At 66.7% G+C, this 19048-nt stretch carries 15 protein-coding genes and 1 pseudogene; 3 read left to right on the forward strand and 13 right to left on the reverse strand.

The features are described from left to right. Positions 1–181 precede the first annotated feature (181 nt). From PBT88_RS02240 to PBT88_RS02270, 7 genes and pseudogenes are all read right to left on the reverse strand, one after another. Positions 182–426: pseudogene (locus PBT88_RS02240) on the reverse strand (GIY-YIG nuclease family protein). A 239-nt stretch (positions 427–665) separates the two neighbouring features. Continuing rightward, positions 666–1046: a hypothetical protein gene (locus PBT88_RS02245; protein WP_270077620.1), complete on the reverse strand. Its 381-nt coding sequence runs from the start codon at positions 1044–1046 to the stop codon at positions 666–668. Between the two features lie 353 nt (positions 1047–1399). Continuing rightward, entirely contained in the window at positions 1400–3148 is a 1749-nt protein-coding gene (locus PBT88_RS02250; protein ID WP_270079147.1) for a chloride channel protein, read from the reverse strand. Positions 3149–3224: 76 nt separating this feature from the next. Next, positions 3225–3617, reverse strand: coding sequence for a MerR family transcriptional regulator (locus PBT88_RS02255; RefSeq protein WP_270079148.1), 393 nt, complete (start codon positions 3615–3617; stop codon positions 3225–3227). Between the two features lie 23 nt (positions 3618–3640). Then, positions 3641–5365 carry a long-chain-fatty-acid--CoA ligase gene (locus PBT88_RS02260; RefSeq protein ID WP_270077621.1) on the reverse strand — a complete coding sequence of 575 codons (1725 nt, stop codon included), beginning with the start codon at positions 5363–5365 and terminating at the stop codon, positions 3641–3643. After that, positions 5365–6783 carry an OmpP1/FadL family transporter gene (locus PBT88_RS02265; protein WP_270077622.1) on the reverse strand — a complete coding sequence of 473 codons (1419 nt, stop codon included), beginning with the start codon at positions 6781–6783 and terminating at the stop codon, positions 5365–5367. The genes PBT88_RS02260 and PBT88_RS02265 overlap by 1 nt, the downstream gene beginning before the upstream one ends. A 55-nt stretch (positions 6784–6838) precedes the next feature. Further along, complete coding sequence (locus PBT88_RS02270) at positions 6839–7252, reverse strand: DUF2147 domain-containing protein (RefSeq protein ID WP_270077623.1); 414 nt, start codon at positions 7250–7252, stop codon at positions 6839–6841. Positions 7253–7447: 195 nt separating this feature from the next. On the opposite strand from PBT88_RS02270, the gene PBT88_RS02275 reads away from it, so the two are divergent. The 3 genes from PBT88_RS02275 to PBT88_RS02285 all read left to right on the forward strand — a co-directional run bounded on the left by PBT88_RS02275 (position 7448) and on the right by PBT88_RS02285 (position 12838). After that, complete coding sequence (locus tag PBT88_RS02275; RefSeq protein ID WP_270077624.1) at positions 7448–8584, forward strand: thiolase family protein; 1137 nt, start codon at positions 7448–7450, stop codon at positions 8582–8584. A gap of 1 nt (position 8585) precedes the next feature. Then, a complete protein-coding gene (locus PBT88_RS02280; RefSeq protein WP_270077625.1) occupies positions 8586–10928 on the forward strand; it encodes a 3-hydroxyacyl-CoA dehydrogenase/enoyl-CoA hydratase family protein in 2343 nt (780 codons plus the stop codon). A 110-nt stretch (positions 10929–11038) separates the two neighbouring features. Continuing rightward, positions 11039–12838: an acyl-CoA dehydrogenase C-terminal domain-containing protein gene (locus tag PBT88_RS02285; RefSeq protein WP_270077626.1), complete on the forward strand. Its 1800-nt coding sequence runs from the start codon at positions 11039–11041 to the stop codon at positions 12836–12838. Between the two features lie 395 nt (positions 12839–13233). Here PBT88_RS02285 and PBT88_RS02290 read toward each other — a convergent pair whose 3' ends face one another. The 6 genes from PBT88_RS02290 to hpnI all read right to left on the reverse strand — a co-directional run bounded on the left by PBT88_RS02290 (position 13234) and on the right by hpnI (position 19004). Continuing rightward, positions 13234–14220, reverse strand: coding sequence for a lysylphosphatidylglycerol synthase domain-containing protein (locus PBT88_RS02290; protein WP_270077627.1), 987 nt, complete (start codon positions 14218–14220; stop codon positions 13234–13236). Next, the gene (locus tag PBT88_RS02295) at positions 14217–15110 is read right to left on the reverse strand and encodes a ferritin-like domain-containing protein (protein WP_270077628.1); all 894 of its coding nucleotides are present in this window, start codon (positions 15108–15110) and stop codon (positions 14217–14219) included. Before PBT88_RS02295 ends, PBT88_RS02290 begins: the two co-directional genes overlap by 4 nt. Further along, positions 15107–15967 (reverse strand): hopanoid biosynthesis-associated protein HpnK, encoded by an 861-nt coding sequence (gene hpnK, locus PBT88_RS02300; protein WP_270077629.1) that lies wholly within the window; start codon positions 15965–15967, stop codon positions 15107–15109. The genes PBT88_RS02295 and hpnK overlap by 4 nt, the downstream gene beginning before the upstream one ends. Then, complete coding sequence (locus PBT88_RS02305; RefSeq protein ID WP_270077630.1) at positions 15964–16371, reverse strand: endonuclease domain-containing protein; 408 nt, start codon at positions 16369–16371, stop codon at positions 15964–15966. The genes hpnK and PBT88_RS02305 overlap by 4 nt, the downstream gene beginning before the upstream one ends. 69 nt (positions 16372–16440) lie before the next feature. Then, positions 16441–17889 (reverse strand): hopanoid biosynthesis associated radical SAM protein HpnJ, encoded by a 1449-nt coding sequence (gene hpnJ, locus PBT88_RS02310; protein ID WP_270077631.1) that lies wholly within the window; start codon positions 17887–17889, stop codon positions 16441–16443. Beyond that, positions 17889–19004 (reverse strand): bacteriohopanetetrol glucosamine biosynthesis glycosyltransferase HpnI, encoded by a 1116-nt coding sequence (hpnI, locus tag PBT88_RS02315; RefSeq protein ID WP_270077632.1) that lies wholly within the window; start codon positions 19002–19004, stop codon positions 17889–17891. Before hpnI ends, hpnJ begins: the two co-directional genes overlap by 1 nt. Positions 19005–19048: the final 44 nt, after the last annotated feature.

The following is a 19048-nucleotide window of genomic DNA, read 5'->3' on the forward strand; positions in this document are numbered from 1 at the left end:
CTTGAGCCCTCTCCCGCCTTTGCGGGAGAGGGTTGGGTGAGGGTCTTCTTCTGCGAGGCAACGACGGCTATCGCCCCACGAGGCGCCCCTTCGCCCTGTCTCGTCACCCCGGCCCTGAGCCGGGGTCCAGCTGCTTTCAGGCGAGCGTGGCGAACAGATCTTGCCAGTCTGGATTCCCGCTTTAGATCAATGCAAACTTCCAGTCTCGCCGCCAGCGTTTCAGCCGTTTCTCATGTGCGATGCAGGCCGTTATGTCGTCGCCACGCTCGGCCCAGACGAGGCGAGTGAGGTCGTAGCGTCTGCAAAAATCGGATCCGCACCGCTACGATGCTGGCCGACCCGCGCACGAAGGTCGGCTGTGACGCCGACGTAGATCGTGCCGCGATAACGACCTGCCATCATGTAGACCCAGCCGCCGGTCGTCATATCCGTTCCCATCCCTCGCATGGAAAGCGAAGACAAGCTGGACCCCGGGTCAAGCCCGGGGTGATGTAGGAGGGAATGCCTGACCTGACGTGGAGATCGCCGGGAAAGTGACCGACAATCAGGTGTTTTGCGCCACCTGAGCGGGCCTGCTGGCGCTTAGCGTATATCTGGGTCCGTTCTATGTGCCGGCCCCAGTTTGTTTCCATCAGCACTGAAACCGGGCACGACCTATTCCAGCGTCAATTGCTACGCGGGATGATGAAACCGAGCAGGCTCCAACTCAGGCCGAGGACGAAAGCAAATAGAAAAACAGCTTGGTGCGCCCCCCTCCAGCCTCCACTACTCAGAAAATATGTAAGGAGCCACGCGATTCCACCAATCAGAAATGGGAAGAAAATGGCACCTACTGTTGGCTGAAAGAAGCGCTGAACAAGAAATGCCAACGGTAGCGCGGTCACCCCCGCGAACAGCAGCATTGGAAGACCAACGATCAACCCGATTCCAAGAAGGCCGTCTGACAGGCGGGTCACGCCTTGCCCCTTCCAGGCAGAGTAACCGATCACGAATGCGAAATTCGTGAACAGCCATGCCGCGATCATTCTTACAATCTGGGTTGCCACGAGCGCCTCCTGCCTGATCGGTAAGCCGAAGACATTTCGTTTCCGCTAATCTCATAGCTCTGCTCGATACGGCGGGTTCTGGCGTTGCTGCGAGCGAGGCGGAATGACCGTCTTTGGAGCGAAAGCAGTCATTCCATTGTTACGTCATCCCGGACTTGATCCGGGATCCCGCTTCTTCCGTGTCCCGCTGAAATCCAAGGAGCTGGGCCCCGGATCAAGTCCGGGGTGACGAGATAGGGCGAAGGGGCGGCTCTTGGGGCGAAAGCCGCCGGAAAGTCCCTTCCTGAAAGGAGGGGCTGGGGTGGGTCGGCCTTCGCATCACCGTCACGCCGGGCTCGGGCGAATCGCCCCCCTCAATCCTCGCCGAACATCGCGCGCTGGGCCTTTTCCAGTTCGTCGGCATAGCGCCTGCGGACATGGGTTTCGGTGAGCAGCCCGAGCAGGGCGCCGTCGCCGTCCACCACCGCGAGATCGTCCAGCCCGAGCCGGTCGAACGCCTGCATCACCTCGGCGATGTTGCGATCGGGGGTCATCGTCTCGTCCGGGCGGCGGGCGAGGGTGGCGATCGCGGCCTCCTTGTCGACGCCGTCGACATAGGCCTGCGCGGTCGGCACCATGCCGGCATAATGCCCGCCCTCGTCGAGCAGGATCACCCGGCTGGTCGAGCCGAGCGGGATGCGGCGGCGGAATTCGGCGATGCTGATCGTGGCGGGCAGCGCCACCGGCGCCTTGCGCATCATCCGACCCGCGGTGAGCTGGCGGACCCAGCCGATGTCGCGCGCCGACTTGATCACCTCGCCGCGCAAATGGAGCCGCCAGGTCGAGAAGCTGTAGCCGAACAGCTCGCGGACCAGCGCCGAGGCGACCAAGGAGGCGGTCAGCACGATCCCGGTCAGCTGGAAATCGCGGGTCGCCTCCAGCACCAGGAAGCTCATCGTCATCGGCCCGCCGACGACCGACACCGCCAGCGCCGCCATCCCGACCAGCGCCGCATCCTGCGCCCACAGATGCTGGCCGGGCAGCAGCAGCTCGGTGACGTCGCCATAGATGCGCCCCAGCATCACGCCGAGGAACAGCGAGGCGAAGAACAGCCCGCCGCGAAAGCCGAAGCCCAGCGAGATCGACGAGGCGAGCAGCTTGAGCGCGAAGATCACGCACAGGATCCTGAGCGGCGCGTCGCCGGCCAGCGCGAGATGGAGCGCGCCATGGCCGGCCGACAGCGCCTGTGGCGAGAGATGCGCGATCGGCATCAGCAACAGCCCCCCGACGAACGGACGCGCCGCCGGCGGCAGCCGGGTCCAGCGCACCGCCGTCTCGACGAGGCTCACCGCGCGCATCAGCAGGATGCCGACGATCGCGCAGGCCAGGCCGATGCCGATGAAGGCGAGATAATCCATGTTGCGCGAGATGCCGGTCGAATCGACCGTGATCAGATAGGGCACCGCGCCGAGGCTCCTGGCGGTGGCGACGCCGGCGATCGCGGCCGCCGCGACCGGGGCGATGGCGGCCGGGGTGTAGGCGCCGATCACGATCTCGAAGGCGTAGAAGGCGCCGGTCAGCGGGGCGCCGAACGCCGCCCCGATCGCGGCGCCGGTGCCGGCCCCGACGAGGATGCGCAGATCGCCGCGGCGGAGACTCAGCCAGCGGCCGATCACCGAGGCGAGGCCGCCGCCGATCTGGGCATAGGCGGCCTCCAGCCCGACCGAGGCGCCGAAGCCGTTGGAGAGGAAGGTCTGCCCGGTGACGCTCAGCGTATCGCGGAAGGGCACGGCGCCGCCGTGCAGCGCATTGGCCTCCACCACGTCGATCGGGGTGCGCCGGCGCCAGCGATCGAGCAGGAGGTGGAGCAGGCCGAGCAGGGCGCCGCCGATCGGCAGGGCCAGCAGCGTGATGGTGTCGAGATGCGGCGCGGCGCTGAGCCGCATCGTGCCGGGGAGATGATAGAGCCAGCGCTGGAGCGCATGGGCGGCGGCACCCAGCACCACCGCGAATCCGCCACCGATCGTGCCCACCGCGACCGCGAGCAGGATGAAGGTCGCCTCACTCTGGCGGAAGCGCCGGCGCACCGCGATTCCGACGCGAAAAAGCTTTTGAACCAGCACGATCCACTCCCGATCGCGGGAGCGTGTAGCATGGCCGCCGATACTGTCACCCAAATCCTCCCGTTTCCGGGAGGAATTACGCCTCGGCCGCGCGCACGCGCTCCATCGCCTCGCGTTCGATCTGGTGGAGTTCGGCGATGGTCTGCTGGATCGCCTCGAGCTGATGTTCCAGTTCGTCGGCGCGTTCGCGCGCGCGCTCGGCCAGCGCCCGCATCTGCTCGACATGCTGGGGATCGGCATCATAGAGATCGAGGAAGCGCTGGATCTCCTTGAGCGAGAAACCGAGCCGCTTGCCGCGCAGGATCAGCTGCATCCGGCCGATCTCGCGTCTGGTGTAGATGCGCGTGGTGCCCACCCGGCGCGGCTCGATCAGGCCCCTGTCCTCATAGAAACGCAGCGTCCGCGGGGTGATGCCCAGATCGCCGGCGACCCGCTGGATGCCCTGTAGTTCTTCCGCCTGTTCGGCCACGCTCACCTGTCCCTCGAATGCGATCAACCCATTGCCGCCTTTGCCTTCTCCTCGGCGACCAGTTCTTTTTTGGATAGCTTGCCTATAAGCGTCTTTGGCAGATTGTCGCGGATTTCGATCTCGCGGGGCATTTCGATCTTGCTGAGCTTGTCCTTGAGGAAGTCGTGCAGCTCGAGGGGCGCGACGCTGTGGCCGGCCTTGAGCGACACGAACGCCTTGGGCGCCTGCCCGCGATATCTGTCGTCGACCGCGATCACCACCGCCTCCGCGATCGCGGGATGCTCGTAGAGCGCTTCCTCGATCGTGCGCGGATAGACGTTGTAGCCGCCCGCGATGATCAGATCCTTCATCCGATCGACGATGAAGAGATAGCCGTCCTCGTCCAGATAGCCGACGTCGCCCGTGCGCAGCGCGCCGTCGATGAAGACCTCGGCATCGGCATCCGGCCGGTGCCAATAGCCCTTCATCACCTGCGGCCCGCGCGCGCAGATTTCGCCGCGCTCGCCCTGCGGCATCAGCTTCGACAGGTCTTCGAGGTCGCGGATCTCGATCAGGGTGCCGGGGAAGGCGGCGCCGGCGCTATTGTCCTTGGGCTCGCCCTTCAGCGGGTTGCAGGTGATGATCGGCGAAGCCTCGGACAGGCCATAGCCTTCGACCAGCGGCGATCCCATTCGCTCCTCGAAGCGGTGGCGCACGTCGAACGGCAGCGGCGCGCCGCCCGAGATCGAGCGCTTGGCCGAGCGCAGCTTGGCGAATTGGGCATCCGGCAGATTGTTCAGCGCGCCATAGATGGTCGGCACCGCGAACAAGGCGGTGCATTGCGTCCGCCCGACGGTATCGACCATCTGCTTCAGCTCGAAGCGGGGCAGCAGCACCATCATCGCGCCGGTGTCGATCGAGTAATTGAGCACGCTGGTCAGCGCGAAGACATGGAACAGCGGCAGCACGCCGAGCGCACGCTCCTGCACCGCCGGATCGAGATCGTCGCCGACGAAGGCCACCATCTGGGCGCTGTTGGCGGTCAGGTTGGCGTGGGTGAGCATCGCCGCCTTGGGCTCGCCGGTGGTGCCGCCGGTATATTGCAGCACGGCGACGTCCTCGGGCTTCACCGTCACCGGATCGGGCCTCGCGCCGGATGCGATCAGCCGGGCGAAGGTGATATGGAGCGCGTCGGGCGGGATCGAGGCGATCTCGCGGCGCTTGAACAGGCGGTAGGCGATCGACTTGAGGGCCGGCAGCGCCCCGGCGATCGGGCAGCCGATCAGCTTTTCCAGCCCGAGCTGCGTCGCCACCCTGGTGACCTTGGCATGGATCGCGGTGATGTCGCAGGTGGCGATCACCTTGCAGCCCGAATCCTGGAGCAGGTGGCAGAGCTCGCGCTCGACATAGAGCGGGTTCAGATTGACGACGATGCCGCCGATCCGGAAGGTCGCGAAGTAGAGCGCGACATAATAAGGCGTGTTGGGCAGGCACAGGCCGACCCGGTCGCCCGGCTTGACCCCGAGATCCTGCAAGCCGCGCGCGGCGCGATCGACCAGCGCGCCGAGTTCGGCATAGCGCCAGCGCCGCGCCATGAAATCGATCGCGACCCGCTCCGGCCATGTCGCGACGGCATGATCGAGCAGGTCGGTCAGCCGGCGAGGGGGGATCGACGGGGAATGGCCGAAGCCGTTCCCCGTCTTATGGCCCGTCGTCGCCGCGTCCGCAGCGCCCGGCCGTTCGGTCGATGCGAGGGCCGGATCGCTCATCAGAAGGCCACGCTGCCGCCGAGCGAGAAGACCAGCGCACTGGCATTGTGCAGATAGCCGTCATTCTGGATGATCGTCTCGAACGGGGTGCCGACATAGGCGGCCTCGGTCTTGTCGATATGGACGCTCTTGATCTTGTCGTAGCTGGCGGCGGCATCCATCGTGAAATGGCTGTTGATCGCATAGCTGCTGCCGGCCGCGAAGTTCCAGCGGCTGCCGTCCGGCACGCGCGGATCGCGATTGCCCTTGCTGATCGGCGAGAGGTCGCGCTGCACGCCGCCCCGCACCGTCCACTTGGGGGTCACCGCATAATCGAAGCCCGCGGCGTAGGAGAAGGTGTTGTGGTAATTCTGCCCGAGCGCCTGATCGGCGGTGGCGCCGAGGTTGGAAAGCTCGATCGCGTCGAACTTGCTCCAGCCGAAGCGGGTGATCTGGCCGTTGAGGGTCAGCTGGCGGGTGACGTGGTAGCGGCCGCCGAAATTGACCTGCCAGGGCGTGGTGAACTGCGCGTGGGCGCCTTCGACCTCCTGATTGGCGCCGCCGAGCGCGAGCAGGCCGCCCAGCCCGTCGACGATCAGATGGCCCTTCAGCTTGTGCTTGATCGCCGACTTGTAGGCGACGCCGAGATCGACCTGGTCGTTATGATATTGGAAGCCCGCGCTCCAGCCCACATCCCAGCCGTCGCCCTTGAGATATTGGTGGCCGTCGCCGGTGTTGAGCAGGCCCGAGAGCGTCGGCCCGACCACCGGGATGCCGGCGAGGTTGGGCAGCGGATCGGGCAGGTAATTGGCGAAGGTGGCGCGGACATATTCGATGTTGGGGCCGGCGCCGATGCTCAGGCCGCCGGTGTGATAGGCCAGCACCGGCTGGAAATCGAAGGTGCGCAGGCGGGTCTTGTCCGCCGCATAGCGCGCCCAGCTGTCCGACGCATAGTTGCTGGTGAAGCTGTAGGGCGAGGTTGCGGTGAAGCCGAAATCGAGATGGTCGCCGATCGGGAAGGCGAAGCCGCCATTGGGCAGATAGCCCTTGTTGACCATGTCGTGCTGGTTCTGCGCGCCGCCGACCGCCGAGGTGGTGCCGGGGATCGAGGGCAGGCCGGGAATGCCGGTCACGCCCGAGAGATTGACGCCGGGCCGGGTGATGGTGGAGCCGAGGTTGCTCGCGTCGGCGCGCGGGATGATGGCGGTGAAGCCCTGGTAGCTCTGGAAGCCGCTGATCCCGCCGATCGAGGCGGGGTTCCACCACATCTGCTGGGCGCCCATTTCGGACACTTCGCCCGAGAAGGCGCGGCCGACCGCCTTGGTCGACTGTTCCTGGATGTAGAAGGCGGCGGCGTGGGCCTGGGCCACCACCATGGTCGCCACGAGCGTGGCCGATGCGAGAAGCGCGCCCTTGCGGGCGATCCGGTTGACTTTCATACTCTCTCCCTAATCCCTTTGCCGGCGATGAAGGCCGGTCTTAGCGCCAACTTGGTTAGCGAATACGGGTCCATGTTTCGGTCTTGCACGCCGGCCAGATGATGCAGCCCCTGAGCTTCAGCGTGTCGGCGTCGACCGGCGTGATCTTGCCGCTGTAGGTGCCGCCGTCATTGGGGTTGTAGACCTTGCCGCCGGTCCACACGTCGCCGTCCTTCGCGAAGCCGCTCAGCATGGTCAGCCCCTTGAGGGTCCGGCCGCGCTGGGCCGCATCCTTGTTGTTGACGTCCTTGGCATCCGGATGCGCGCGGATGTCGTCGCCATTCTCCAGCGTGCCGCAGATCGAAGACCCGCAATGCTGGATGGCGATGACGCCGTTCTTGGTGGGGGAATGCCAGGTGCCGATCACCGAATCGGGTGACGGAGCACTGGATTGGGCGGCGAGCAGCGCCGCGAAAAGCGTCGAAAGCATTGAGGCCTCTCCTCCTCAGGAACATCTCGGCACGCCCTGCGCTCTTTTTGGCGCATGGGGTCACCGCCTACCGCTACGGCAAGGCGACTCGTATCTTGTGACGCAAAAATCAGTTGACGTATAGGGAAATCGTCGCACCTTTAAGGCAACTCGACGCCGCCCTATGTGAGCGGCGTTGCTCAGGAGAGGATTCGCATGACCGACGTCGTGATCGCGGGCTACGCCCGTTCGCCCTTCCACCTCGCGAACAAGGGCGCGCTGGCCCGTGTCCGCCCCGACGATCTCGCCGCCCAGACGATCCGCGGGCTGCTCGACAAGACCGGGGTGGACCCCGCCGAGATCGAGGACATCGTGCTCGGCTGTGCCTTCCCCGAAGGCGAACAGGGTCTCAACGTCGCACGGCTGATCGGGTTGCTGGCCGATCTGCCGCTCCAGGTCGGCGGGGTGACGATCAACCGCTTCTGCGGCTCGTCGATGAGCTCGATCCATTATGCGATGGGCCAGATCGCGATCGGCGCGGGCGAGGCCTTCATCTGCGCCGGCGTCGAATCGATGACCCGCATCCCGATGGGCGGCTTCAACCCGATGCCGAGCCCCGAGCTCTACGCCAAGCGCCCCGGCGCTTACATGGGCATGGGCGAGACCGCCGAGAACGTCGCCGAGAAATACCAGATCACCCGCGCCGACCAGGAGGCGCTGGCGGTAAAGAGCCAGCAGAAGGCCGCCGCCGCGCGCTCGGCCGGCAAGTTCGCCGACGAGATCATCCCGATCAAGACCAAAAGCGGCGACGTCACCGAGGACGGCACGATCCGCCCCGAGACCACCGCCGAAGCTTTGGCGGGGCTCAAGCCCGCCTTCGACAAGGATGGCAGCGTCACCGCCGGCACCTCCTCGCCGCTGACCGACGGCGCGTCCGCGGTGCTCGTCACCTCCGCCGCCTTCGCCGCCCAGCATGGCCTCAAGGTGCTCGCCAAGATCCGCTCGGTCGGCATCATGGGCTGCGCGCCCGAGACGATGGGCCTCGGCCCGATCGGCGCCAGCCGCAAGGCGCTCGAGCGCGCCGGCATCACCGCCGACCAGCTCGACGTGGTCGAGATCAACGAGGCGTTCGCCAGCCAGGCGATCGCCTGCATCAAGGATCTCGGCCTCAAGGACGAGACGATCAACATCGACGGCGGCGCGATCGCGATCGGCCACCCGCTCGGCGCGACCGGCGCGCGCATCGTCGGCAAGGCAGCGGCGCTGCTGGAACGCGAGGGCGGCCATTATGCGCTCGCCACCCAGTGCATCGGTGGCGGGCAGGGCATCGCCACGGTGCTGGAGCGCGCATAACATGGTCGGCCAAAATCCAGCCAACGGCATCCAGAAGGTCTGCGTCATCGGCTCCGGCACGATGGGTGCAGGCATCGCCGCACAGGTCGCCAATGCCGGCGTGCCGGTGCTCCTGCTCGATATCGTGCCGAAGGACGGCAACGACCGCGACGCCATCGCCAAGGGCGCGGTCGCCAAGATGCTCAAGACCGATCCGGCGCCGTTCATGTCCAAGAAGGCGGCGAAGCTGGTCGAGACCGGCAATATCGAGGATCATCTCGACAAGGCGGGCGAATGCGACTGGATCGTCGAGGCGATCGTCGAGCGGCTCGACATCAAACAGGCGCTCTATGAGAAGCTGGAAGCGGTGAAGAAGCCCGGCGCGGCGGTGTCGTCCAACACCTCGACCATCCCGCTCGGCCATCTCGTCGAGGGCCGGTCGGACCAGTTCAAGCGCGACTTCCTGATCACCCATTTCTTCAACCCGCCGCGCTACATGCGGCTGCTGGAGATCGTCGCGGGGCCGCAGACCGACGCCGATCTGGTCGCCAAGGTCGAGGCCTTTGCCGATCGCGCGATGGGCAAGCGGGTGATCCGCACCCATGACACGCCGGGCTTCATCGCCAACCGGCTCGGCACCTACTGGCTGGCGGTGGCGATCAACGCGGCGATGGACCTCGGCGTCACCGTCGAGGAGGCCGACCAGATCGGCGGCGCGCCGATGGGCGTGCCCAAGACCGGCATCTTCGGCCTGGTCGATCTCGTCGGCGTCGACCTGATGCCGCTGTTGTCGAAGAGCCTGGCCGACACGCTGCCGAAGGGCGATCCCTATTTCGACACGATCCGGCCGATGCCGCTGGTCGAGAAGATGATTGCGGACGGGTTTACCGGCCGCAAGGGCAAGGGCGGCTTCTACAAGCTCGACAAGGGCAAGGACGGGTCGCGCACCAAGATGGCGCTCGATCTCGCCACCGGCGAATACCGGCCCGAGAACAAGCCCGGCAAGCTGCCGTCCGGCGCCGATCGCGATCTCGCGAAGCTGGTGACGCTGCCCGGCAAGACCGGCGCCTATGCCTGGGCGATCCTCGGCCCGGTGCTGTCCTATGCGGCGATGCTGGTCGGCGAGGCGGCGGACGATATCGTCGCGATCGATGACGCGATGAAGCTCGGCTACAACTGGAAGTTCGGGCCGTTCGAGCTGATCGACCGGCTCGGGCCGGGTCAGCTCTCCGCACGCCTGACGGCCGAGGGCAAGCCGGTGCCGGCCTTCCTCAAGGCGGCGGGCGACCAGCCTTTCTACCGGGTCGAGAACGGCAAGCGGCAGTATCTCACCGCCGACGGTTCCTATCGCGACGTCCAGCGTGCCGCGGGCGTGGTGCTGCTGGAGGATATCAAGCGCGGCGCCGAGCCTCTGCTGAAAAATGGTTCGGCGGCGCTGTGGGATGTCGGCGACGGCGTGGTCGCGCTCGAGTTCACCAGCAAGATGAACGCTTTCGACGAGGACATCATCAAGCTGATCCAGCAGGCGATCCCGCTGGTGAAGGCGAACTACAAGGCGCTGGTGATCTACAATGAGGGATCGAACTTCTCGGCCGGCGCCAATCTCGGCCTCGCGCTGTTCGCGGTCAATATCGCGGCGTGGAGCGAGATCGAGAAGCTGATCGCCGGCGGCCAGGCGGCGTTCAAGGCGCTCAAATATGCGCCCTTCCCGGTGGTCGCTGCGCCTGCGGGACTGGCGCTCGGCGGCGGCTGCGAGATATGCCTCAACGCGGACGCCATCCAGGCCCATGCCGAAACCTATATCGGCCTCGTCGAATGCGGGGTCGGGCTGGTGCCGGGCTGGGGCGGCAATGGCGAGATGCTCGATCGCGCCGCCAGGGCCAAGATGATGCCCAAGGGGCCGATGCCGCCGCTCGCCAAGGTGTTCCAGACCGTGTCGACCGCGACCGTCGCCAAATCGGCCGCCGAGGCCAGGGAGCAGCTGTTCCTGCGCGAGAGCGACGGCATCACCATGAACCGCGATCGCCTGCTCGCCGATGCCAAGGCCAAGGCGCTGGCGCTGGTCGACGGCTATGCGCCGCCCGAGCCGCCGGTGTTCAAGCTGGCTGGCGCGAGCGGCCGCACCGGCCTCAACATGGCGGTGCGCGACTTCCAGAAGAAGGGCATGGCGACCGCCTATGACGGCGTCGTCTCCGATCGGCTGGCGCAGGTGCTCACCGGCGGCGATGCCGACGTGGTGGACGTCGTCACCGAGGACCAGCTGCTCAAGCTGGAGCGCAAGCTGTTCCTCGAAAGCATGAAGGACGCGCGCACCCAGGCGCGGGTGGAGACGATGCTCACCACCGGCAAACCGTTGCGCAACTGAGAGACAGAGAGCCCCACCCGTTCGTGTCGAGCGAAGTCGAGACACCGTGCGTCCGGATCACGTCCCTCGACTTCGCTCGGGACGAACGGACGGGTTAGGAGACCGGATCAATGCAAATCTACGACGCCCCGCTGCGCGACATGCGCTTCGTGCTCCACGAGCTGTTCGAGGATGACGGCTTCGGCGGCCTCCAGAAGTTCGAGGAGTTCACCCCCGACCTGCTCGACGCGGTGCTGGAGGAGGCCAACAAGGTCGCCAAGGACGTGCTGCTGCCGCTGAACGCCTCGGGCGATCTCGAAGGCTGCACCTACGAGAATGGCGTGGTCCGCACCCCCAAGGGCTTCAAGCAGGCCTATGACAGCTTCCGCGCGGGCGGCTGGGCGTCGCTCGCCTCCGATCCCGCATGGGGCGGGCAGGGCCTGCCGGAGACGGTGAACAAGCTGGTCGAGGAGATGATCTGCGCGGCCAACGTGTCGTTCAGCCTCTATCCCGGCCTCACCCACGGCGCGACCACCGCGATCGAGGGCCATGCCTCCGACGAGCTCAAGCAGGCCTATCTGCCCAAGATGGTCAGCGCCGAATGGTCGGGCACGATGTGCCTCACCGAATCGCATTGCGGCACCGATCTCGGCCTGCTGCGCACCAAGGCCGATCCGCAGGCCGACGGCAGCTACAAGATCACCGGCTCGAAGATCTTCATCTCGGCCGGCGACCATGACCTGACCGACAATGTGATCCACCTCGTCCTCGCCCGCTTGCCGGATGCGCCCAAGGGGGTGAAGGGGATCAGCCTGTTCCTGGTGCCCAAATTCCTGCCCAACGCCGACGGTTCGATCGGCCCGCGCAACGGCGTCTCGGTCGCTGGTATCGAGCACAAGATGGGGCTGAAGGCCTCGGCCACCTGCCAGATCAACTTCGACGATGCGACCGGCTGGATCGTCGGCCAGCCCGGCAAGGGCATGGCCGCGATGTTCACGATGATGAACACCGAGCGCGTCTCGGTCGGCGTGCAGGGCCTCGGCATCAACGAGATCGCCTACCAGTCGGCCGTCGCCTACGCCAAGGAGCGGCTGCAGGGGCGTTCGCTGTCCGGCGTCAAGAATCCGGACGGCCCGGCCGATCCGATCATCGTCCACCCGGACGTGCGGCGGATGCTGATGACGATGCGCGCCTATGCCGAAGGCTGCCGCGCGCTCGGCCAATGGTGCTCGCGCGCGCTCGACGCCGAGAAGCATAGCGACGATCCCGAGGTGAAGCGCCGCGCCACCGATTTCGTCGCGCTGATGACCCCGGTGGTGAAGGCGTTGTTCACCGATTTCGGTTCCGAGGCCGCCAACCTCGCCGTGCAGACCTATGGCGGCCACGGCTATATCCGCGAGCATGGCGTCGAGCAGTTCGTCCGCGATGCCCGCATCGCCCAGATCTACGAGGGCACCAACGGCGTGCAGGCGCTCGATCTGGTCGGGCGCAAGCTGCCGGACCGGATGGGCGCCAACCTCCGCCCCTTCTTCCACGCCGTCTCCAATCTCTGCGAGGATATGGCGGGCGAGCAGGACAAGGCGCTGAAGGCGTTCACCGGCGGCCTCCAGCAGGCGTTCGGCGCGCTCCAGCTGTCGACCGCGACGATCGCGCAGAAGGGCATGAAGGATCCCGAGGAGGCGGGCGCCGCCGCCACCGACTATCTGCGCCTGATGGGGCTGGTCGGCATCGGCTACACCTTCCTCAAGGCGGCGAAGATCGCGTCGACGAAGCTGGCGGCCGGCGCCGGCGACGACGAGGGCTTCTACAAGGCCAAGATCGCCACCGCCTCCTTCTTCTTCGATCGCATCCTGCCGCAGGCGACGGCGATGTTCCTCGCGATCAAGTCGGGCAAGCGCTCGCTGATGGCGTTGCCCGCCGAAGCCTTCTGACCACGGAGGCAGGCGGATGACGGACAGGCCGGGCCGAGCGCCCGGCCTGTCGGCGTGTCAGAGGACCGCGTTTTCAGAATGCGTACCGGACTCCGTTCGTGCCGAGCGCAGTCGAGGTACGTGCCACAAACCAAGCGCCCGCAGCATGTCCCTCGATTGCGCTCGGGACGAACGGTGGTGGATTCTCGGTTCCGGGCCGCGCGATCAACGATGGCAGTTGCGCGTGGCCCACAGCATCATGCGCATCCACAGCCGCATGTCGGCATTATAATGATCGCGCCGGCGCGGCTCCCTCAACAGAGCGCGTGCCCCTTCGTACATCGTGGCCATGATACCCCCCGGTCAGCCTGTGCGTCGTCAGATAGCGGAGAAACATGACCATTTGACGAACGGCGTCAATGGCTGGCGGCGGCCTTGCGCGGGCGCATCTCCAGCCCCTGCCAGATCAGCAGCGCGGGCACGCCCAGCACCACATCGCGCGCGCGCTTGACCAGCGACAGCGCCACCGCGACCTGCGGATCGAGGCCGACCGCCTGCGCCAGCAGCAGATAGGCCGCCTCCTGCACGCCGATCGCGCCGGGGATGAGGAAGGCGGCGCCGCGGATCGCGAAGATCAGGCTTTCGAGCGCCGCCACCCGCCACAGCGGCAGCGGCTGGCCCATCAGCCGGAGCGCCAGCGCGGCGAGCGCCGCCGCCACGATCCAGCCGGCGAGGTTGAACAGGAAGGACAAAGCGACCGCGCTGCGGCGGCGGTAGATGTCGTCGAGCTCGACGCGCAGCCGATCGAGCGAGACCGAGGCGCCGTCGGGCAGCACCTTGCCGGCCAGCGCTACCGCCAGCTTGAGCATCGGCCGCTGGAGAAAGATGAAGGCGGCGGTGGTCGCCAGCATCAGCCCGCCGCCGATCCACGCCAGCGGCGCGACATGGTGGCGGTTGCCCTCGAGCAGCAAGGATCCGAGCACGATCAGGCCGAACAGGGTGAAGGCGATCTGGCTGGCCATTTCGGTCGAGAGATCGACCACCATCGCCGCATAGGTCCGCGCCTTGGGCAGGCCCATGCCGGTCAGCGCCCGCGCGCCGACCACCAGCCCGCCGACCTGGCTGAACGGCAGCAGGTCGTTGGCGCCCTCGCGGGCCAGCCGGGCGAAGGAGAATAGCCCGATCCGGCGCAGCGGCTGCCCCGGCATCGAGACCAGCCAGGCCGCGCCCAGCACCAAAGTCAGTCCCAGGCTGGCGACGCAGAACAGCAGGAAGCCGCCCGGCCCGAGCCGCATCGCGGCATCGACCAGCCCGGACAGCCCGATGCGGCCGATCGCCCAGATCGCGGCGGCCAGCCCGACGATGGTGGCCAGCGCGATCGGCCAGCGGATGTTGGTCTTCATGTCGTGACGGGTTTCGGCTTTCTCATGAAGCGGCTGATAAGCCGGATCGCGCCCGGCACAAAGCGCGGACGGATGAGCCTTTTGTCGTAGGGCGCGAGGCGGCGGTCATTCTCGGCCAGGCAGATCGCGGCCAGTTCGCCGAAACCCAGCTCGACGCCCAGCTCCTTGGAGCCGTTGAGCGTGAAGTTGTTCTCCTGCGCCTTGGTGTTGCTGCCCATGCCCTTGGCCATGTCGATCCGTTCCCAGATCAGGAATGCCCACACCGCGATCACCTTGGCCTCGAACCAGGGCCGGCGCCACCACGGCATGGTGCGCCGCCGCCACGCCACCCAGTTGACGAAGAACAGGATGTGGCGGCCCTCCTCGCGCATCACCGGCTCGAACGTGTCGATCAGCGCGGGCGGGAAGAAGCCGGTATCCTTGGCGACCTTGAACAGGCCGAAGCCGAAGAAGCTGTCGATGCACTCCGAATAGCCGGATCGCATGAATGCCCATTCGGGATCCTTCGGGCGGGGATAATCGGGCTCGGGCTCCAATGCGATGCCATAGGCCTTCACCATGTCGGCGAGCACCACCTTGTGGCGGCTCTCCTCGAAGGCATCCATGTCCACCGCCGCCTTGAGCAGCGGGTCGGTCAGCGTCTCGCCGAAGGTCTTCACGAACAGGCCGGTGCGGCCCTCGGTCTGCACCGCCATGTCCCAGATCGGCAGCGAGACGATCTTTGCGCGCGGCTCCTCCTCCAGCACCGGCCACTCGATCAGCGCCGGGCGATAGGGATCGTGGGTATCCAGCAGCATCCGGCACATCAGCCGGAGATGGGCCTCGGAGCCGAGCTTGACCGGCTCGCGGGGGCCGGGTGCCGGCGCTTCGATCTTTTCCATCATGCTCATGCCGCGATCGCTCCTTTCCGGCCGAAAGCCTGGAAACTGCCGAGCGTGACATTCCGTTGCACGATCGCGTCCCGCACCGTCGGATCGACCAGAGCGGCCAGTTCGGCGCGATATTGGTAGCCGGGCGCGGAGCCCGGATAATGATCGTCGGTCGCGGGGTGAAGATAGAGTTCGGTCAGCCCCGGCGGCAGGCGCTCGATCAGGCCACGGACCCGCTGCGGGGTCATGTGGCCCGACCAGGCGAGGCCGAGCACCCGATCGGGGACGAGCAGCCCGGCGGCGCGGAACCGCCGCGCGACGCCGCGCGCATAGGGCGCCGCGATGCGGCCGGCGATGGTCTGCGGCACCGGCTCGATCGCGGCCAGCAATGCCACCGGCTCGACCGGCGCGCGTGCCGCGGTCAGCCCGTAGCGGGCGCCGATCTTCAGGATCAGCCCGGCGATCGTCGGGTGGAGATGGAAATGCTTGTGCGCGTTGACGTGATCGAGCCGCAGCCCGGTCGCGTGGAAGGCGGCGAACTGCGCCTCGATCTCGGCGGCGAGCTGGCGGCGGACAGCGGGACGGAAGAACATGGCTGCGCCGGCCAGCGCCATGTTGGTGCGGAAATGGCCGCTGGCATCGACCAGGTCGGGCACCTGGCTCGCCGGCAGCGCTGGCCGCCCCTCGACCAGCACGAGATGGAGGCCGACGCCGAGGGTCGGCATGTGCCGCGCGCGGATCAGCGCATCTTCGGCCGCCTCGCCCGCCACCATCAGGCTGGCGGCGGTGAGGATGCCGGTGCGGTGCGCGGCCTCGATCCCCTCGTTGACGGCGATCGACGCGCCGAAATCATCGGCGGTGATGATGAGGTTGGTCATATATCGTCCCCTGCAAGGGGAGGGGGACCATGCGCAGCATGGTGGAGGGGTGGAAGGCTGGATGCGGCCTCGACGATATGGCGGACGACCGCGTCCACGTCTGCGAGCAGTTCGGTGGCACTGATACGCACGATCACGACTCCTTGCGCGGCCAGCCATGCGTCGCGGCATGCGTCGCGCGCCGGCCGGTCGCCCCGGTTATGCGCTTCGCCATCGACCTCGACGGCCAATCGCCGGCCCGCACAGAAGAAATCTAGGACATAGGGCCCTGCCGGATGCTGCCGACGGAACTTCAACCCCGCCGGCCTCGCCCGCAGCGCCTGCCAGAGCTTGACCTCCGGTAGGCTCATGCCTGCCCGCAGCGCGCGGGCTTTCGTCTGCGTGTCCTTCGGGCCGTGGAGCATGCGGCGACTACCCCTCCACCACCGGCTGCGCCGGCGGTTCCCCTCCCCCTCCGGGGGAGGATGGGACGATCACGCAGCCTTCTTGCGGTTGTGCAGGAAGGAGAAGAACTCGACGCCTTCGCGCAGGCGGCGCTTCATCATGTCCCAGTCGCGCATCATCTCGCCGACGATCGAACCGATCTTGCGCGGGCGGAAGTAGAAGCGCTTGTAGAACTCCTCCACCTTGTCGAAGATCACCGTGGACGGCAGATGCGGATAGCTCAGCTGCGCGATCTGGGTGCCGCCGTCGGTCAGCAGATGGTCGCTGCCGTCGAACCACTTGTTCTCGACCGCCTGGTTGTACAGGAAGGTGCCCGGATAGGGCGCCGCCAGCGACACCTGGATGGTGTGCGGGTTGAGCTCGATCGCATATTTGATCGTCTCCTCGATCGTCTCCAGCGTCTCGCCGGGGAGGCCGAGGATGAAGGTGCCGTGGATCGTCAGGCCGAGCGCGTGCGCATCCTTGGTGAACTGGCGGGCGACATCGACCCGCAGGCCCTTCTTGATGTTGTGCAGGATCTTCTGGTCGCCGCTCTCATAGCCGACGAGCAGGACGCGGCAGCCGCCTTCCTTCATCGCCTTGAGCACCGGCTGCGGCACATTGGCCTTGGCGTTGCAGCCCCAGGTGACGTCGAAGCCCTTCTTGCCGAAGCCGAGCTTGGCCAGCTCGCCCGACAGCTCGACGACGAAGTCGTGCGCGTCGGCCAGCGTGTCGTCGTCGAAGAAGATCTCCTTGATCTCCGGCATCTCCTTGAGGACGTACTGGACCTCCTCGATCACCTTGGCGACGGTGCGGTGGCGGTAGCGATGCCCGCCGATCGTCTGCGGCCACAGGCAGAAGGTGCAGCGGCTCTTGCAGCCGCGCCCGGTGTAGAAGCTGACATAGGGGTGGCGCTGATAGCCGCCATAATATTTGGTCAGGTCGAGGTCGCGCCGGTAGATCGGCGAGACCATCGGCAGCGTGTCCATGTCCTCGATCTGCGCGCGGTCCTTGTTGCGGACGATCGTGCCGTCGGCGCTGCGCCAGGTGATGCCGTCGATCTCGGCGAGCGGGCGACCCGCAGCCAGCTCGACGCAGGTGAAGTCATATTCCTCGCGGCAGACGAAATCGAGCGCGGCGGTGGCCTTCAAGCTGGCCTCGTCCTCGATCATCACCTTGGCGCCGACCATGCCGACCAGCGCCTTGGGGTTGCGCTGCTTGACCAGTTCGGCGGTGCGCACATCCTGGTTGAAGCTCGGCGTCGAGGTGTGGAGGATGATGAGATCCTTGTCATCCACCTCATGCTTGATGTCGTCCCAGCTCTGTTCCTGCGCCGGCGCGTCGATCAGGCGCGAGCCCTCGATCATCGCGGCGGGCTGGGCGATCCAGGTCGGATACCAGAAGCTCTTGACCTCGCGCTTCATCTGATAGCGCGCACCGGCTCCGCCATCGTATCCGTCGAAGGAGGGGCCCTGCATGAAAAGGGTGCGCAACGTCATCAGTGAGTCTCCGTCTCGGCCGTCATCCGGCCGTCGTCCGCCATATGTAACCGTGCGCCGCGCCAATCAACACGTCGCGTGAAGAAGGCGGCGACAGCGATGCCGAATGACAACAGGTCGCGCGCCGGCAGCCACCACAAAGGCGCGGTGCGGCGGCCGACGACATAATCGATTCGCGCGGCAAGAATGAGGCGGCAGGCGATCGCCGCCGCCAGCACCCACCCACCGGCCCCGGCGATCCATGCGATCAGCGCCCAGGCGAGGGGATGGGTAACGAGGCTGCCGGCATAGCCCGCCGGATCGAGCATCCGGACAGTGGCGTTCCAGCGCAGTTCGTGGGCGACGAGCGCGCGAAGGCCGGTCTCGGTGCAGCCATGGGTGACGATCAGCGGCGGCACCGCGACGGAAAGCCCCTGTTCGCGCACCGCCGCGCCGATCGCATGATCGTCGGCGAGGAGATCGCCGAATCGGGCGAAACCGCCGATCGCATCGAGGGTTTCGCGGCGCAGCGCGATGGTCGAGCCCATGCAGGGCTTGGCCATGCCGGTCGCGAGACCCACCATCACGCCCGGCAGGAAGCCCCAGCTGATACCCGCCGCCGCCATCCGCGACCAGCCGCCGGTCTCGCCGAGCCCGGCATAGGGCAGGGTCACCGCGCCGACGCCGGGCGCCTCGAGCGCCGCGACGACCCGGCTGGCATAATCGCGCGGCACGATCATGTCGCTGTCGCTGAGGATCAGGATGTCGCCATCGGCCGCGCCGCTCATGTTGACGAGGTTGGAGACCTTGGCGTTCGATCCGTGCCGTGCGGCGGAGACCATGCGGACGGCGCGCGCCGGCACCGACGCCAGCGCCGGATCGGCCGGATCGGCGACGCCGCACAGCATCGCGATCGCGCCGGGATAATCCTGATCGAGGAAGCCGTTCAGCTTGGCCGCCAGATCGGGTTCGGGCCCGTAGAGCGGCTTGAGCATGGTGATCGATGGCCACGCCCGCGCATCGCGGCGGGGCGGCGGCGGCGCGCGCCAGCGCCCCGCCAATACGGCACCCGTCACTGTGTAGGCACAACCGATCATCGCGATCGTCGTTAGGATGTCGGGGATGAAGCCGGGCACTCCGTTTCCTTAAAGCCGCGTCATATTGTGGCAACAACGCTTTC

Source organism: Sphingomonas abietis (assembly GCF_027625475.1).
Taxonomy (GTDB): domain Bacteria; phylum Pseudomonadota; class Alphaproteobacteria; order Sphingomonadales; family Sphingomonadaceae; genus Solisphingomonas; species Solisphingomonas abietis.

Bases quoted from the DNA above. Each gene is read 5' to 3' on its own strand.
- PBT88_RS02295 (WP_270077628.1), bottom strand. From the start codon at position 15,110: ATGAGCATGATGGAAAAGATCGAAGCGCCGGCACCCGGCCCCCGCGAG.
- hpnJ (WP_270077631.1), bottom strand. From the start codon at position 17,889: ATGACGTTGCGCACCCTTTTCATGCAGGGCCCCTCCTTCGACGGATAC.
- PBT88_RS02265 (WP_270077622.1), bottom strand. From the start codon at position 6,783: ATGAAAGTCAACCGGATCGCCCGCAAGGGCGCGCTTCTCGCATCGGCC.
- PBT88_RS02305 (WP_270077630.1), bottom strand. From the start codon at position 16,371: ATGCTCCACGGCCCGAAGGACACGCAGACGAAAGCCCGCGCGCTGCGG.
- PBT88_RS02280 (WP_270077625.1), top strand. From the start codon at position 8,586: ATGGTCGGCCAAAATCCAGCCAACGGCATCCAGAAGGTCTGCGTCATC.
- PBT88_RS02260 (WP_270077621.1), bottom strand. From the start codon at position 5,365: ATGAGCGATCCGGCCCTCGCATCGACCGAACGGCCGGGCGCTGCGGAC.
- hpnK (WP_270077629.1), bottom strand. From the start codon at position 15,967: ATGACCAACCTCATCATCACCGCCGATGATTTCGGCGCGTCGATCGCC.
- PBT88_RS02270 (WP_270077623.1), bottom strand. From the start codon at position 7,252: ATGCTTTCGACGCTTTTCGCGGCGCTGCTCGCCGCCCAATCCAGTGCT.
- PBT88_RS02285 (WP_270077626.1), top strand. From the start codon at position 11,039: ATGCAAATCTACGACGCCCCGCTGCGCGACATGCGCTTCGTGCTCCAC.
- PBT88_RS02275 (WP_270077624.1), top strand. From the start codon at position 7,448: ATGACCGACGTCGTGATCGCGGGCTACGCCCGTTCGCCCTTCCACCTC.
- PBT88_RS02290 (WP_270077627.1), bottom strand. From the start codon at position 14,220: ATGAAGACCAACATCCGCTGGCCGATCGCGCTGGCCACCATCGTCGGG.